16 protein-coding genes are annotated in these 16348 nt (G+C 42.8%); 11 read left to right on the forward strand and 5 right to left on the reverse strand.

From position 1 onward, the window contains the following. Positions 1–117 precede the first annotated feature (117 nt). From AC1DRQ_RS00950 to AC1DRQ_RS00965, 4 genes are all read left to right on the forward strand, one after another. Positions 118–951 (forward strand): hypothetical protein, encoded by an 834-nt coding sequence (locus AC1DRQ_RS00950; RefSeq protein ID WP_477421739.1) that lies wholly within the window; start codon positions 118–120, stop codon positions 949–951. 13 nt (positions 952–964) lie between these two features. Then, positions 965–3535 carry a magnesium-translocating P-type ATPase gene (mgtA, locus tag AC1DRQ_RS00955; RefSeq protein ID WP_477421740.1) on the forward strand — a complete coding sequence of 857 codons (2571 nt, stop codon included), beginning with the start codon at positions 965–967 and terminating at the stop codon, positions 3533–3535. Next, positions 3532–4251: an LOG family protein gene (locus AC1DRQ_RS00960; RefSeq protein WP_477421742.1), complete on the forward strand. Its 720-nt coding sequence runs from the start codon at positions 3532–3534 to the stop codon at positions 4249–4251. Before mgtA ends, AC1DRQ_RS00960 begins: the two co-directional genes overlap by 4 nt. 132 nt (positions 4252–4383) lie before the next feature. Continuing rightward, positions 4384–5844 (forward strand): L,D-transpeptidase scaffold domain-containing protein, encoded by a 1461-nt coding sequence (locus AC1DRQ_RS00965; RefSeq protein WP_477421744.1) that lies wholly within the window; start codon positions 4384–4386, stop codon positions 5842–5844. A 29-nt stretch (positions 5845–5873) separates the two neighbouring features. On the opposite strand, the gene AC1DRQ_RS00970 is transcribed toward AC1DRQ_RS00965, so the two are convergent. The 4 genes from AC1DRQ_RS00970 to AC1DRQ_RS00985 form a co-directional block, all read right to left on the reverse strand. Next, a complete protein-coding gene (locus AC1DRQ_RS00970) occupies positions 5874–6335 on the reverse strand; it encodes a hypothetical protein (RefSeq protein WP_477421745.1) in 462 nt (153 codons plus the stop codon). Positions 6336–6355: 20 nt separating this feature from the next. Continuing rightward, positions 6356–8395: a copper-translocating P-type ATPase gene (locus tag AC1DRQ_RS00975; RefSeq protein ID WP_477421747.1), complete on the reverse strand. Its 2040-nt coding sequence runs from the start codon at positions 8393–8395 to the stop codon at positions 6356–6358. Between the two features lie 158 nt (positions 8396–8553). Next, positions 8554–9012 carry a hypothetical protein gene (locus AC1DRQ_RS00980; protein ID WP_477421749.1) on the reverse strand — a complete coding sequence of 153 codons (459 nt, stop codon included), beginning with the start codon at positions 9010–9012 and terminating at the stop codon, positions 8554–8556. A gap of 495 nt (positions 9013–9507) precedes the next feature. Then, complete coding sequence (locus AC1DRQ_RS00985; RefSeq protein WP_477421751.1) at positions 9508–9777, reverse strand: hypothetical protein; 270 nt, start codon at positions 9775–9777, stop codon at positions 9508–9510. A 362-nt stretch (positions 9778–10139) separates the two neighbouring features. Between AC1DRQ_RS00985 and AC1DRQ_RS00990 the strand changes: the two genes are divergently transcribed. Genes AC1DRQ_RS00990 through AC1DRQ_RS01010 form a run of 5 tightly spaced genes read left to right on the forward strand, consistent with a single transcriptional unit; the run spans position 10140 to position 13426 of the window. Beyond that, positions 10140–10565, forward strand: coding sequence for a QcrA and Rieske domain-containing protein (locus AC1DRQ_RS00990; RefSeq protein WP_477421752.1), 426 nt, complete (start codon positions 10140–10142; stop codon positions 10563–10565). An 11-nt stretch (positions 10566–10576) separates the two neighbouring features. Next, positions 10577–11014: a thioredoxin family protein gene (locus tag AC1DRQ_RS00995; protein WP_477421754.1), complete on the forward strand. Its 438-nt coding sequence runs from the start codon at positions 10577–10579 to the stop codon at positions 11012–11014. After that, positions 11001–11957, forward strand: a complete 957-nt coding sequence (locus AC1DRQ_RS01000; RefSeq protein WP_477421756.1) for an FAD:protein FMN transferase — start codon at positions 11001–11003, stop codon at positions 11955–11957. The genes AC1DRQ_RS00995 and AC1DRQ_RS01000 overlap by 14 nt, the downstream gene beginning before the upstream one ends. A 3-nt stretch (positions 11958–11960) precedes the next feature. Further along, entirely contained in the window at positions 11961–12188 is a 228-nt protein-coding gene (locus AC1DRQ_RS01005) for a DUF4266 domain-containing protein (RefSeq protein ID WP_477390401.1), read from the forward strand. Between the two features lie 14 nt (positions 12189–12202). Further along, positions 12203–13426 carry a DUF3570 domain-containing protein gene (locus tag AC1DRQ_RS01010; RefSeq protein ID WP_477421758.1) on the forward strand — a complete coding sequence of 408 codons (1224 nt, stop codon included), beginning with the start codon at positions 12203–12205 and terminating at the stop codon, positions 13424–13426. 77 nt (positions 13427–13503) lie between these two features. On the opposite strand, the gene AC1DRQ_RS01015 is transcribed toward AC1DRQ_RS01010, so the two are convergent. Beyond that, complete coding sequence (locus AC1DRQ_RS01015; protein WP_477421760.1) at positions 13504–14181, reverse strand: cytochrome b/b6 domain-containing protein; 678 nt, start codon at positions 14179–14181, stop codon at positions 13504–13506. Positions 14182–14368: 187 nt separating this feature from the next. Between AC1DRQ_RS01015 and AC1DRQ_RS01020 the strand changes: the two genes are divergently transcribed. Both AC1DRQ_RS01020 and AC1DRQ_RS01025 read left to right on the forward strand, forming a co-directional pair. Continuing rightward, the gene (locus AC1DRQ_RS01020; protein WP_477421761.1) at positions 14369–15043 is read left to right on the forward strand and encodes a response regulator transcription factor; all 675 of its coding nucleotides are present in this window, start codon (positions 14369–14371) and stop codon (positions 15041–15043) included. Next, positions 15043–16293 (forward strand): sensor histidine kinase, encoded by a 1251-nt coding sequence (locus AC1DRQ_RS01025; RefSeq protein WP_477421763.1) that lies wholly within the window; start codon positions 15043–15045, stop codon positions 16291–16293. The genes AC1DRQ_RS01020 and AC1DRQ_RS01025 overlap by 1 nt, the downstream gene beginning before the upstream one ends. The last annotated feature ends 55 nt before the right edge of the window (positions 16294–16348 follow it).

The following is a 16348-nucleotide window of genomic DNA, read 5'->3' on the forward strand; positions in this document are numbered from 1 at the left end:
ACATGCGGCTTCATTACAGGGTCTGACGTCAAACAGTTCTTGACGTGATGCTTATCATTTAACTGCCGGGGCATTATTGCAAAATTTACAAAGACCGGATATTCAACCGGATACGTTATGAAAACTATTATCGTCCTCAATGACAACTCACCGGCAGATCTTCATGCAGCAGCTTTCGCCAGGTTGATCGCCAGAAAGATCCAGGCAAAAATAGTGATTTGCCATACTTCAAAAGTACGGGAGCAGGAACACAAAAAGGTGCGGGTGGGAACAAATTTTCCTGTAGAGCAGCATGAATATTTTAAAAGTAAAATGGCGGATCAAATTGGTGAACCAAATCGCCAAGAGACCGATAATAACCCGGTAATCGAGGAAATAATGATTGCTGATTTCCCTATTCCTCGCTTTGCGGAGATGGTCAATAAAGATCAGGTGTATATGCTCATCAAGGGGTTGCCCCGTAAAGCAAAGCAGAACGATGTGGAAGAAAAACTGGATGCCTATGGTGTACTGAACAGGGTACGCAGCCCGCTCATGCTGATCCCGGAGGACTGGCCGCTGAAAGATCTGGAGCGCCTGGTTTATATCGCGGATCTGCGCTATTGCCGTTTGGCTGTTGTTAAATACCTGGTTGAGCTCGCTAAGCCATTTCACGCCAGCTTAACAATCGCCCATTTATCCGCCAAAGGGTTACCGCATATCATGGAGCCTTATGCACAAAGTATATTTTCAGAAGGAATATGTTCTCATATTGATTACGATCAGCTGTTTTTTAACAATGTCCAGGAACGTGACCTGATCAAAGCCGTGGACGTGATGATCAACGGTATGCATAACGATTTGCTGATCCTCGTCAATCACCGCTTTCATTTTGAGGAAATTATCGGTGAATATGTAGGGCAATCCCTGCCCGCTCATATCGCTGTGCCATTGCTCATTTTTCCATACTGATCAAACCATGGAAATGACGGCCGACACAGAAATGAAATTCTGGCAGTTTGATACGAAAACGGCTTGTGAGCAGTTATCTGCAGATCCCAGGGGCTTATCAGATCAGGAAGCTGCCGCCAGGATGCGGCAATATGGCCCCAACACGATCAGGAACAATCCAAAAACATCCTTTTTTCTCTTATTCCTGGCACAATTTAAAAGCCCGGTTACGCTGTTATTAATTGCTGCTGCTTTGCTTTCCGCTGGTTTGGGTGATGTGGCGGATACCGTAATTATCCTGGCGATTGTTCTGATTAGCGGGTTTTTAGGATTCTGGCAGGAAAAAGGAGCCGCCGATGCAGTTAAGGAACTGTTAAAATTGGTGCAGTTGCACTGTGATGTGCTGCGGGAAGGCCAACTTAAGACAATTCCTGTGGAGGAAATTGTTCCCGGTGATGTTATTATCTTAACCGCAGGAAACCTTGTTCCAGGGGATAGTATACTGCTGGAGTCACAGGATATATTTGTTGATGAAGCAGCATTTACCGGCGAAACCTTTCCGGTTGAAAAACACTGTGGCGCGGTTGCTGCCGCTGCTCCTATGGCCAAAAGAAGCAATAGTCTGTTTATGGGATCTCATGTAATCAGTGGTAAGGCCAAAGCATTAGTTATCCGTACAGGCGCCCAAACCGAATTTGGAAAAATATCGGCGGAATTAATGAGCAGAACACCCGAAACTGATTTTGAAAAAGGAATAAGAAAATTCGGCCACATGTTAATGGAGATAACCTTATTGCTTGTTATCATCATATTCGCCGCGAATGTACTGCTTCATAAACCGGTGCTGGATTCCTTTTTATTTTCCCTGGCATTGGCTGTAGGGCTTACGCCACAATTGTTGCCAGCCATTATCAGTGTGAATTTAGCTGCGGGGGCGAGAAGGATGGCCCGGCAGCAGGTGATTGTCAAACGACTCTCCTCTATCGAGAATTTCGGAAGCATGGACATCTTATGCACGGATAAGACCGGGACTATTACAGATGGAAAGGTAACCCTTGGAGGCAGCCTGGATTGCCATGGCGGGCATAGCGACAAGGTGTTGTATTATGCCTGGCTTAATGCGGCTATGCAGCAGGGTTTTCAAAATCCCATTGATGAGGCCATCTGTGCTGCAAATGCGGGAACGGTAAATAATTATCACCTCCTGACGGAAATTCCGTATGATTTCATCAGAAAAAGACTCACTGTTCAGGTTGAAAATGACACCTGTAATATGGCAATAACGAAAGGCACTGCGCATGGTATTTTGGCCTTGTGTGATCAGGTGGAGACTGGCGATGGAAAACGGGTGGATATCCGGGAAATGGAAGCGGAACTTAATAGACAATATATCCGGTTAAGCGAAGCTGGTCTCCGTACGTTGGGTGTGGCTTACAAACCTATTGACGGTACACATAGCATTACAAAGGAAGATGAGTGTGGTATGATCTTTTTAGGTTTTATTACCTTATTTGACCCGCCTAAAGAGGGGATTTATGAAACAATTAAGAAACTGAATACGCTTGGGGTAAGGCTGAAAATAATTACGGGAGACAACGCGCTGGTTGCTAAAAACCTGGCGTTGAAGATCGGTATCGAACAACCTAAAGTGCTCACCGGGACTGCTATTCAAAAAATGAGCAACTCGGCGCTGGCCCACCAGGCGCCTTTGACGGACATATTTGCGGAAGTAGAGCCTAACCAGAAAGAAAGGATCATTATGGTTTTGAAAAAAGCCGGGCATGTGGTCGGTTTTATGGGAGATGGCATCAATGACGCCCCGGCCTTACACGCAGCAGATGTAGGTATTTCTGTCAATACGGCGGTAGATGTGGCCAAAGAAGCTGCTGATATCGTATTACTAAGTCGGGACCTGAACGTGTTGCTTGAAGGGGTATTGGAAGGGCGCAAAACGTTTGCCAATACCATGAAATATATTTTTATGGCCACCAGCGCGAATTTTGGCAATATGTTCAGTATGGCGGGCGCATCCTTGTTTTTGCCTTTTTTACCGTTGTTACCAAAGCAGGTACTGCTTACGAACCTGTTAACGGATTTTCCCGAAATGGCGATCGCGACGGACCGGGTAGACGATAGCAATATTCAAACACCGCAACGCTGGGATATGCGGTTCATCCGGCGTTTCATGATCACCTTTGGCTTGTTAAGCTCGGTTTACGACTACCTCACCTTCGGCGTGTTAATATTGGTTATCCATGCCAATGAAAAAATATTCCAAACCGGTTGGTTCACAGAATCTGTGATTTCGGCGATCTTAATCGTACTGATTGTTCGCACACATCTGCCGTTCTTTAAAAGCCTGCCCGGTAAGTATCTTTTTACAGCGACGATAATTATCCTCATCGTGGTATTGACCCTGCCTTTAACGCCACTAGCTGTCTGGTTTGGCTTTGTTCAGTTGTCCTTCGCATTTTATGGCTGGATGTTACTGATCATCATCTGCTATATGTTTAGCGCTGAACTCGCTAAATACTGGTTTTACAGGGGAACGCTTCGTCTTTTGAAAAAGGGCCACTTTAACGTATTTAAATTTTTAACCAGATGAATCAAACCGAGATCCGTTTCCTGGAGGGGCCGCATTCGCGCTTGCAGGAGTTGAAGTTTATCCTGCAAACCATGATTGATCTGATCCATGGTTTGCGGGCGTTGCATTTTATAGGCCCCTGCATCACCATATTTGGCTCCGCAAGGTTCAAAGAAGATCACCCATATTATGAAATAACCCGGCGTGCCGGCGCGGCATTTGCCAGCTTAGGTTTTACTATTTTAACCGGCGGAGGTCCCGGTTTAATGGAGGCTGCCAACAGGGGGGCAAAAGATGTAGGCGGCCGTTCTGTAGGCTGCAATATACAGCTGGCAGCTGAACAGCTGCCAAATGCCTATCTCGATAAATGGGTGTATATGAAGCATTTTTTCGTGCGCAAGGTATTGCTTGTTAAGTATTCTTTTGCTTTTGTGGTGATGCCCGGAGGATATGGGACCCTGGATGAATTCTTTGAGGCCCTTACCCTGATACAGACCCATAAGATCCATAATTTTCCGGTCATCATATTTGGAAGAGAATATCATCAGGAATTGCTTGACCACATCGCTGTAATGGAAAAGGGCGCAACCATAAGCGAGCAGGATACGCTGCTTTATCTGGTGACTGACGATATTGAGGAGGCTGCAAACCTGATTCGTGAAAAAAGCATCAAGCAGTATGGATTGAAACCTAAACGGGTAACGAAACCACTGAGGTGGCTTTTTGAAGATTCCTGAAAACAGGTAATGAAAGGATTTTAGGTAGGCTTAATACCTCCGATAATTAATGCTGATGATCAGAAATTAAGGTGAGGATTGTCATTATTTGGGGACCGGTTTCCTTCGAACTTTATGTTATAATTCAATGTTATGGAAACCAGAGTAAGCCAATATTTATTATCCCTGGGGATAGTGATATTCATCGTATTCAATTTGCAAAATTGTAATGCCAAAGTAAGATTTACACCAAAAACAGATGCCCTTGCAATCGATACAGGGTTAAGTCAGGAGATCAAAAAGCAGGTTCAGGGTGGCAATTTAGATGTGCAGCTATATTACCCAAAATCGGTTCAGCGCTTTTATCAGCAAAACGGGTTTAAACCCGCCTGGACTAAGCCGCAAAGCGAGACAGGGCCGGCCTGGCAAATGATGCTGATGCTCGATTGCGTACTGCAGTTCGGGCTGTCACATGCGGATTATCATCCGGAAGAACTACAGTATAGCCGGCTGCATAACATACTGGACACCCCTGGAAAGGTAAAGCCGAGCATCCAGGCGCGTTTCGACATCATATTGACGGATGCAGTGATCACTTTAATGAACCATCTGCACTACGGGAAACTTAACCCCCAACTTTCAGCAAGCCGGATTGATAAGGGAGTGAGCATGGAATTTGAAGCAGTTCCCTATTTAGACAAGACGTTGAAAGAAAAAGATGTTATGTCCGCCATTGCTAATGTGCAGCCAAAAGAAAAGGAATATGCCGCCATGCAGTACCAGCTGCACTTGCTGGAAGGGCTTTATCAGGGCGATTGTTACGAAATACCGCAAGAGAAAGTAAGAAAAATAGCTATAAATATGGAACGTTTACGCTGGGCCAATACAGGGGATAGTATTTATGTGCAGATCAATATACCGTCTTACCGCTTAAAATTATATCTACCTGATTCTACCTATCAATTTAGAGTTATCGTAGGCAAGCCGGGAAACCCAACACCTACCTTACGAAGTAATATCACCTATTTTACCACAGCTCCGGAATGGAAAGTCCCATCTAAAATATTTAGACAGGAAGTGCTACCTAAGGCACTTGCAGACAATGTATATCTTGAAAATAGTCATTTCGCGATCTACGATCATAAGGGAAGCTATGTGGAACCGCTTAAAACCAATCTGGCCAATGTCAAACGCAACCCGGCTTTGTATTATGCCAGGCAGTCTGCCGGTTGTGATAATTCACTTGGCTTACTGGTTTTTCGTTTTCCCAATGTTTATGACATCTATCTCCATGATACTCCCGAACAATTGCTTTTTAAAAAGAACGAAAGGGCGTTGAGTCATGGTTGCATCAGGGTTGAACAGGCAGAGAAGTTAGCCGCCCTTTTATTAAAAAATGATGGTTCAGCGGCTAAGATCGCGGCATTGCATAACGGAATGGTCAAATACACCAAACAGGATATTTATTTGAAAAAGCCCATTGCCATCAAGATCACTTACCTGACCTGCGAGGTAAAAGAAGGGGAGTATATCACCTATGATGATATTTATAACCTCGATAAAAACCTGGAAATGGCATTGTATGGTGTGGATCGGCCCTTGAGTATGAGATAGTAAAATGATTATAGGACGATAAAACAACACTAAGCTTTAAAGGCGATCCTATAAGAATGCTTATTATAACCCAATGATATTTTTTCAATAATACCAGCTTCCACCATTTTTTTTAGCCGGGTATGAAATGAACTGATGCTCATGTTATACCCTTGGTCATTCATTCCAAGCCAAAGAGTTTCCGCGTTTTTATCCTCCTGCAATGTTGTTATATAATTAATGATCTGTTCATTGATTATTCGTTGTTGTTCCTGCTGTTTGGTAGGCCGTGATTTAGATGCCCTAAAAGGAAATGGGTTACTCATACTTGTCACAATCAATAATAATACCATCAAAATAGCTTTAAAAGAAGTTACCCAAATGATTGAGAACTGGAAATTTTCAGCACAATCGTAGAAACTCTTGCTTTTGCAATTCAATATAATATTGTTTATTGCTGCCATACAAATTTCACTATTAATCGGTTCAATAATCTTATTGTAAACTTCCATAAGTGCCTATTTGTAAGTGATTACCTTTTGACCTTAAGCAAACTCGCATTAATTGCCACAACAACCGTGCTGACCGTCATAAAGACTGCGCCTGCAGCCGGGCTTAATACAATGCCCTGGTTATACAACACACCTGCAGCCAGCGGCAACGCGATTACATTGTAACCTGTCGCCCAGGCCAGGTTTTGAACCATTTTCCGATAGGTCGCTTTACCGAATAAGATCAGGCTGGCGATATCCTTTGGATTGCTATTTACCAAAACGATTCCTGCGGTTTCTGCCGCTATATCACTTCCCGACCCGACGGCTATACCGATATCTGCCTGTGCAAGCGCTGGTGCGTCATTTACACCGTCACCGGTCATGGCTACAAACTCGCCTTTGCTTTGCAGTTCTTTGACTTTTTCCAATTTCTGATGCGGCAATACCTCGGCAATAAAGCTGTCCATACCTAACGTTTTGCTGACACTTGCCGCTACTTTACTGTTATCTCCGGTAAGCAATGTGGATTTGATATTTTCGTCTTTTAGGGTTTTAATGGCTTCTGCTGACTCCGGCCTGATCTCATCTGATAGCGCGATGTATCCTGCCAATTCTTTATCGACCAACACAAAAACCACCGTTTCTGTATCATTAGCTTGAAAACCATCAGGAACAGTTATTTGATTTTCCTTTAAATAACCAGGGCTAACAATTGTTATCTTTTTACCCTCTACAGTAGCCTCAACACCCTGACCGGTAATCGCCTTAAAACTTTCCGCCTTTGGAACGGTGATCTTTAAATCGTTAACTTTTTGCAGAATGCCGGTGGCAATCGGGTGTTCTGATTTTTGTTCCAACGCAGATGCCAGCCGAATGAGTTCATTTTCATTAAAGTCCTTATTTAAGGAGACTACCTTTGATACTTCAAACTTCCCAACCGTGAGTGTGCCTGTCTTATCAAATACAATCGTGGTAATTCTTCGTGCGTTCTCAAATGCGGTCCTGTTCTTGATCAGTAAACCATGTTTTGCAGACAAGGCTGTTGATTTGGCAACTACCAATGGCACGGCCAGCCCCAGGGCATGAGGGCAGCAGATCACAATAACGGTCACCATCCTTTCCATTGCAAAAGCTAAGGTTTGCCCGGTTAAATACCAATACAAAAAAGTAGCGATACCTGTAACCAACGCGATCCCAGTAAGCCATCTGGCAGCTGTATCTGCCAGCAACTGGGTTTGTGATTTCGATTTTTGCGCATCATCAACAAGTTTAACCACCTGGGACAGATAAGAATCTTTGGCAGCATGGGATACCGTTACTTTAAAAGAGCCATTGCCATTGATAGAACCCGCGATCACTTTATCACCTTTGATTTTTTGTACAGGTTTGGATTCGCCGGTCAGCATAGATTCATTCAGGTAGCTTTCGCCTTCCAGTATGACCCCGTCTGCAGCAACCTTTTCACCAGGTTTGACCAGGATAATATCATGCTCTTTCAGTGTACCGGTCTTTACGTCATGTACCCTATCCTTCATGACCATGTGTGCATCCGAGGGCATCAGCTGTACGAGTAATTCCAGCTCATTTGACGCACCCATTACCGACCTCATTTCTATCCAATGGCCTAATAGCATAATGAGAATCAGCGTGGCCAGTTCCCAAAAGAAGTCCATACCCTTTAAACCAAAAACAATGGCTACACTGTAGCTGTAAGCCACGGTGATGGCAAAGCCGATCAGAAACATCATGCCGGGATTTTTCGATTTCACTTCATCTACTAACCCTGTTAAAAACGGCCAGCCGCCATAAACAAACACCACGGAAGCTAATGCAAAAAGCACGTAAGTTGATCCTGTGAAGCGGAAATCTATATGCAGCCATTGCTGAATCTGCATGGACAACAGCATGATCGGGACAGTAAGCAATAGCACTACATAAAACCGCTTTTTAAAATCGGCGATCATCATGGCATGGTGGGCATGTTCCGACATGCCACGATGCGGATCATGACCGTGCCGCATTTTGCTATGGTCCATATGCTCCATTTTCATTTCATCTGCCTGGTGAGTGTGTTCCATTTTGGATTGGTAATTTCCCGTTAAGATTGTGGTTTACTATAAAAGTACGCATCTGTTTAACAACCGGCCCCCTATTTAGATTGACATAGCCCGGTATTAATAAAAAGGCCGGGTATCTGTTAGATAACCCGGCCGAGTGTCTTGATGGAACTAAAGTGCTAGACCTTTGCCTTTTTTGCCTCTTCCTTTTTCTTTTGCTGTTCGAGGAAATAACAATGTGCAGCGCAGGCATGCAACTTGTAATTCAGGTGCGCCGTACCAAAATTATGTCCCTGCGGGTCTAAAATGGCACATTTTTCTTTATCCAGGTCTTTAGTACTGAGAACATTCTCTCCATTGATATTATAATAGGAACCATTTTTCTTGGCCATCCCCAATTTTTTACCATCCGCATCAATCACGTTGCCATTTCCATCAATAAAATATAGTTTCTTACCTTTGTTGTCACGGACGATATTGTCTTTGTCAATATACCCCAGCGGTTTGCCACCGTGGTTGTGTATACCACCTTTCGCATTAATGTAGACTTTAAAGGTGGTATCTTTCGAAGTTTGGGCATTAACTCTAACCGCCGTGATCATAGTTAATATAAATAAAAGGAAATTAATTTTTTTCATGATTTTGATTTTTGCATGCTGTAAAACTCCCTTATTTTAATCGCTAAAAAAATGACTGTCAACAACTGAATTTATGATTAGAATCACCTTCTAAATTACTGCATTTGAACCGCTATATTAATACTCAAAGTCAGTCTTCCACCGAGACCCATGTCACTTTCACCGTACATTGAAAAGGAAAAATGTTTGATTGCGATATAATGACAGAAGACCGTTTCCTCATAATTGATAATAAATCTCTCCAACTGTTCCTGTTCCTCTATCTTCAATGTTTCACCATCGTAGATCCAGTAACCCAGCACATCGTGTTAACAATCTCACATCCAGAATTCATTTAATAATATGTTTTATACAATTGATTAAACGTTAGACACAGAATCGTATGGTCAAGCGTTGCGGAATATCCACCTAACCGCCGAAATTATGGTGTGGACGGCAGAATATAAAGATAGGCTGAATGATATGGAGCTGGAGGATTTCTTTGGAAAAATTGGTTTATTTAATAAATCGGTAAAAATGCTTGTTATAGCCAACTGACCTTTTTTCAACCAGGCCAGCTTCAACCAGCTTTTTTAACCTGGTATTAAATGAACTGATACTCAATTTAAAACCCGCTGTTCTCATTCCAAACCAAAGTGTTTCCGCATCTTCTTCCACTGTAAGGCTTTTTATATATGATATAACCTGATCGGTTATCCGGTTATAGTCCTCCTGTTGTTTAGTGATTCGCGATTTGGAAGATCTATATTGCGATAGATTGATCATCTGATTCTTTTTACTTATCTGCCGGTAATGAGTTTTTAAAAGCTACCCTAAGTTAGGGTTCAAATTTGAAGTAAATCTGTAGTTCGCAAATTGACTAATTAGACAATGATGAGATCAAATCAACGTCATGTTAACACGCTTTCCAATACTAGTGCACTAAAGTCAAGCTTGTTAAAATCTGTTAAATGTCTCCAATTTCATGTCAACTACAGAATCTCCTGATAATATTGTTGCTGAATCAATACAACGCTTAACGAATAAAACAGTGTTTATCGATACTAATGCGCTTTTGGTCTATACTTATTTAAGTGGCATGGAGGGTTAAGCTATATTAATGCCGGTTTCTACAAAATAATTAAATTATGGACAGAAAAGAATTTCTTTCGACAGTCGGAATTGGGGCTGCGTCATTCGCGCTTATCAACTGTATAGGCTGCTCCAAAAAATCGGACAGATCCGCATCTGGTGTCAGCGGCCCCTCCGGCGTAAATTTTACACTTGACCTTACTACATCAGTTAACTCTGCACTGCTTATGAATGGCGGGTATCTGGCATCTAATGGAGTTATTGTTGCCAAAACAACCGGCGGTACTTATATCGCTGTTCAGCAATCCTGTACGCACGAGCGTTATCCCCTGGTTTATCAGAGTAGTAGCCGGCAGTTTTACTGTAATAACCATGGGTCCGGATTTACAGAAGCTGGTGTTGTTAAAAACTCGCCGGCAAACCGTAACCTGACGGTATATCAAACTACATTAACCGGAACATCGCTGCGGGTTTTCTCTTAAAATTGATAAAAATGAAATTATTAACCATCTTTCTTTTCTTATTTACAACCAGCCCTGCCACATGGCTCGGTGATTTCGATAAAGCACAAACGGAGGCAGCAGCAACACATAAACTGATCCTGGTTAATTTCTCCGGATCCGACTGGTGCGGGCCATGCATACGGTTAAGGAAGGAAATCCTGGAATCAGAAAAATTCAATGATTTTGCCACAGATCACCTGGTGTTGGTTCGTGCCGATTTTCCCCGGCAAAAGAAAAATCAACTGAGCAAAGAACAGGTAAAACTGAACGAAGCGCTGGCCGATAAATATAATCCCGACGGCAAGTTTCCATTTACGCTGCTGGTTGACGAGCATGGTAAAGTACTAAAAGAATGGGATGGATATCCCGATGAAACTGCCGACCAGTTTATTAACCAAATCAAACCTTTTGCAAATGGCAGCCATTGAAACTATTGAAAAAGCAACAACCGTTTACAAACGGATACTGAAGCTGATGGGGAACCGGTTTGAGATCAGTGTGGTAGGCGATAACCGGGATTGGGCTGATAGTTGTATTGATATGGCTGTTGCCGAGATTAGTCGGATCGAAAAGTTGCTAACTACCTTCAGCGATGATAGCCAAACCAACCAGATTAATGCAGCTGCAGGTATCGAGCCGGTAAAGGTTGACCTCGAAGTTTACCAGTTAATAGCGCGTTCGTTGAAAATATCAGAACTTACTCAGGGGGCATTTGATATTACTTATGGTTCTATTGATAAAAGCCTTTGGAATTTTGATGTCAACATGAAAAGCTTACCGGATGCAGAAACAGCTCGTGAAGCGGTCCGCCTGATCAATTACAAAAATGTAATCATGGATGCCGGAAATACAACCATTATGCTCAAAGAAAAAGGTATGCGGATTGGTTTTGGAGGAATAGGGAAGGGCTATGCGGCTGATCGTGCTAAAGCCGTGTTGCAGCTAAACGGGGTAAGTAGCGGGATCGTAAACGCAGCTGGCGATCTGATCACCTGGGGAGCACAGCCTAACGGTAATCCCTGGACGATTGCAATTGCCGACCCCGATAAACGAATGACGCCGTTCTCTACGCTCAATATCAGCAATATGGCTATTGCTACGTCCGGTAATTACGAAAAGTTTGCCATTATCAAAGGAAAAAAATACGCCCATACTATTGATCCGAAAACAGGTCTCCCGGTAAGCGGGATTAAGAGTGTAAGCATTATTTGCCCCAGTGCGGAGTTTGCTGATGCCATGGCCACACCCGTCACAGTTATGGGAATTCACGTAGGACTTGACCTAGTAAACCAATTACAACAGCTCGCTTGTGTGATCATTGATGACGATAACCACCTCTACACCTCCAGAAATATTAATATTAAAAATTAGCAGATGAAAAAAATACCCCTGATTAAATTAATACTGATAGCCAGTTTACCTGTCTTTGGCTTATCGTCATGTATGTCTGTAAAAGCTTACCAAAAAAACCGCCTGAATGATGCGGAAATGGAACTGTCAGCCCGTAAATCGCAGAAGTTTGAGCAAAGTTTCCAATTATATAGGGAAGGTGGTTCAGGAGCCAATGGTGGGAAAAGCGGCGGTGGTTGTGGATGTAACTAAAAACGCGGCTTGACATGAGAAAAATATATTTATGTGTGGCCGCCCTATATTTAGGGATTGTTGCTTCGCACGCGCAAACGAAAACTTTGCCGGTTAAGGATAGCAGTAATTACGAAGCACGGAAGCTTAAAATTGAAGAGATCAATATCATTTCGGCTTATTATCACCAGAATGGTAACAATTCTGCAGTAACCGGAGGCATCGGCACCGAAAACCTAACTGATTTTGCCAATACATTTGACTTGCAACTTTCGAAATATGGCGTAAGTGGTAAAAAACATACCTTTACCTTTGAGCTGGGGGTGGATCACTATACCTCTGCATCATCAGATAAGATCGATCCGAATAGTATTTCCTCTGCCTCCAGGCAGGATACCCGCGTATACCCATCTTTGAACTGGACAGTTTCAAACGACAAAACCGGCAATGCTTTCGGATTAACCGGGTCTTATTCGCATGAGTTCGATTATCAGTCTTTTGGCGCGGGGATAAATCTTACACGGGTATCTAAAGATAAAAATACCCAGTTTGATTTTAAGGGACAGGTTTTTCTTGATACCTGGAAAGTGATTTTGCCGGTTGAATTGCGACCGCCGGGATATGGTTCAGGATCTGACCGTGATGGGCGGGGACCTGTAGATCACAGTCCACGTAATTCGTTCAGCACTTCGTTCTCCCTTTCACAGGTGCTAACGCCACGGCTGCAAGCCCTACTGATCATCGAGCCTTCTTATCAGCATGGTTTACTGGCCACCAAATATCAACGTGATTATTTCACGGATGGATCTGAACGGGTAGAGAACCTGCCCGATAATCGGTATAAACTCCCCATAGCCGTGCGCTTTAACTATTTTCTGGATGACCATTTTGTGATCCGGACGTTTTACCGTTACTACATGGATAATTGGGGTATCCGGGCCCATACTGCAGAATTGGAAATACCTATTAAGCTAACTTCATTTGCATCGGTAAGCCCATATTACAGGTATAATAACCAGCAGGGCACACGATATTTTGCACCTTACGGGCAGCATAATCCTACGGATACCTATTATACCAGTGATTATGATCTATCTACCTTGCACAGCAATTTTGTTGGGGCCAATATCAGGTTGTCTCCGCCAACGGGAGTGTTTGGCTGGCAGCATTTCAATTCGCTGGAGATCAGGGCCGGCCATTATATGCGCTCCACCGGATTGAATTCAAATATTGTAACCCTGGCCATGAAGTTCAAATAATTAACCTAGCTTTGGTCGGGACAACAGCTCCGATCATAGCTCTCTTACTGCTAAAAACTTATCGTCTGGAAATATGATCAATCATGATCGCTTCCACCGTTGATCATATCAGAGACGATACCTTTATTATTCTTGCGTTCGGCAAAAAAAACACCAGCCAGATGAACAAAGATAAAAGCAAGGATGAGGTACATACAAAAGCCATGAACTTCTTTAACGCTATGTCTGAAGGATTTGAAAGGTGCTAACAGATTTTCGAATGCCAAAAACAAACCGGTTATAGCCATCAAGATGAGCAATAGGTAAAATATTGCATAGATGCTTTTAACGGTAAGCTTATGTTTGGCAATCTCCCTGTTCTTTTTCGTGGTTTGAAATTGCCGGTAAGCGCTTTTCATTTTACGGATGAACTTTTGATCTGCAAGCTGAAAGAATTCAAGGATCATGCGGAATAAAAGTAAAGCCACCAATACATATCCAAAATAGATGTGCACGCTCCAGACCCTGTCGTCAAGTGCATGTGCAACTGAAGCTGCCTGCTCGCCGCTTACCGTGGCACCGGCGTTCTTTAATTCATTTTTGACCAGGGTCGATACAGGTCTTTCATCGGTAATAGTTGAATTGATCAGTACGGTTAGCAGTGAACCGCTGATAACAATGGTATTGACCCAGTGCCACAGACGTAGTGACGCCGAATGTTTTTTGATACGCCCATGATACTGAACATCTTTACGAACAGGTGCTATAATTTCCATATTGGTCTTATTGGTACTGGCTTTCTAAGATTTGATCCGTTGATCATGATCAATTGTTTGTAAATTACCGAATGAATATGAAGCAAATCTGTAGTTACGCAATTGTTATCTGGTTCATAAAATAACAGGTCGCATACACTTCAGGTTCTCTCCAGTTTCGTTAGTTACATTTGAATAAAAAGTAGCTTTGAAAATCCTGGTAATAGAAGACGAACAAGGTTTACGTGAAAACATCACAAATTATTTGAATGTAGATGGCAATATCTGCGAGAGCTGTAGCGCGCTGAATCCTGCGCTGCAGAAATTATCTGACTATGACTATGATTGTGTTCTGCTGGATATCGGGCTGCCTGACGGAGAGGGTTTCGATGTGCTGGAATACCTGCGAATCAATCAGAGGAACGAAGCGGTCCTGATCATTTCTGCCCGCAACTCCCTGGATGATAAATTAAAGGGGCTCAATGTTGGTGCCGATGACTACCTGACCAAACCTTTTCATTTAGCAGAACTCAAGGCCCGCCTGATGGCGGTTTACCGCAGAAAAGCTTTAAACACTAACAATAAACTGTTATTTAACGAGATTGCTATCGATGTACTGGGCCGGACGGTTGAAGTTAATGAAACCGCTATTATCCTGACTAGAAAGGAATATGATATGTTATTGTATTTTATTGCCAATAAGGGTAAGGTTATCTCCAAAAATGCCATTGCCGAGCACCTGTGGGGCGATGAGATGGATATGCATGATAACTTTGATTTTATTTATACGCACGTCAAAAACCTGCGCAGGAAGTTATTGGATGCAGGTGGTAAGGACTATTTAACTTCCATTTATGGGATTGGTTATAAATTTATAGATTAATGAAATTATCGGCACACTATACCAGGACGAGTATTTACATTACCTTGACCGTCTTACTGACCGGGGCTGTGATCTATTTTTTTGCTATTAATTACATTGCCCAGCAACAGCTGGACCAGGGACTCCAGCAGCAATTGACAGAAGCAGAAGAGTATGTAAGGAGCAGTAATCACGACCCTCAACAGTATGACCTCGACAAAGATCATGCAGTGTTTATCAGAACTAATGAGCAGGAATTACAGAAACGTTTTTTTGATACCGCATATTTCAATCCAAAAGAGCAACGGAAAGAAGCAGGACGTGCGGTTGAAGACCTGGTCAAATTAAAGGATACGAATTACAAAGTTGTTATCACCATTTCCAGAGCGGGGCAAAAATATCTCATAGAAGTTATTACCATCATTACACTAGCTCTGCTTACTGGCCTGCTATTGGTGTTATTTATCACCAATAAGTATATGCTCAACGGGCTTTGGAAGCCATTTCAGTTGACTTTGAAAGAGATCAAGCAATTCAATATCGCAGATGTTGACCAGTTTAAAGGAAAACCAAGCAAGGTGGAGGAATTTGCTGAACTGAACGAAGCTATTAGGGAAATGTCGTTAAGGGTAACCCATGACTATTTGAACCTGAAGCAATTTACGGAGAATGCCTCCCATGAAATGATGACACCGCTGGCAGTTGTCACAACAAAGCTTGACACGCTGATCCAGGATGAAACATTAAATGCAGAACAGCTGGCACAGATCACGGACATTTACAGCTCGATCAATAAATCCAGCAGGCTTAACCAATCGTTGTTATTGCTGGCAAAATTGGAAAATAAACTGATCACTGATGAAGTACCAATAAACCTGGAGACTGTGCTGTCCGAAAAAATGCTGCAGTTTCAGGAGCTGATGCAAACTAAAGATCTTTCGTTTAAGCCCAGCCTGCAGCCCAAGCAGGTGTTAGCCAGTAAATACCTGATTGATATTTTATTAAATAATCTGTTCAGCAATGCGATCAGGCACAATAACCTCGGTGGCGTTGTTATTATCGAATTGAACGGAGATCAATTATCCATTAAAAATACCGGCGCTGTCCATCCCTTAGATGAGCAACTGATTTTTGAGCGTTTTCAAAAAGGCAAAGAATCACAAGGCTCCGGCCTTGGGTTAACGTTGGTTAAAAATATCTGCCAACATTACGGCTATACTATTCGCTACCAATATGAATCGGGATGGCACACTTTTGTCCTCTCGTGTTAAGAAGACTGTCGCTGATCAAGGGTTATTATGTTCCTGTTTTGTCACTTTTGTTATA

The sequence above is a fragment of the Mucilaginibacter sp. P4_E8 genome, assembly GCF_056401495.1.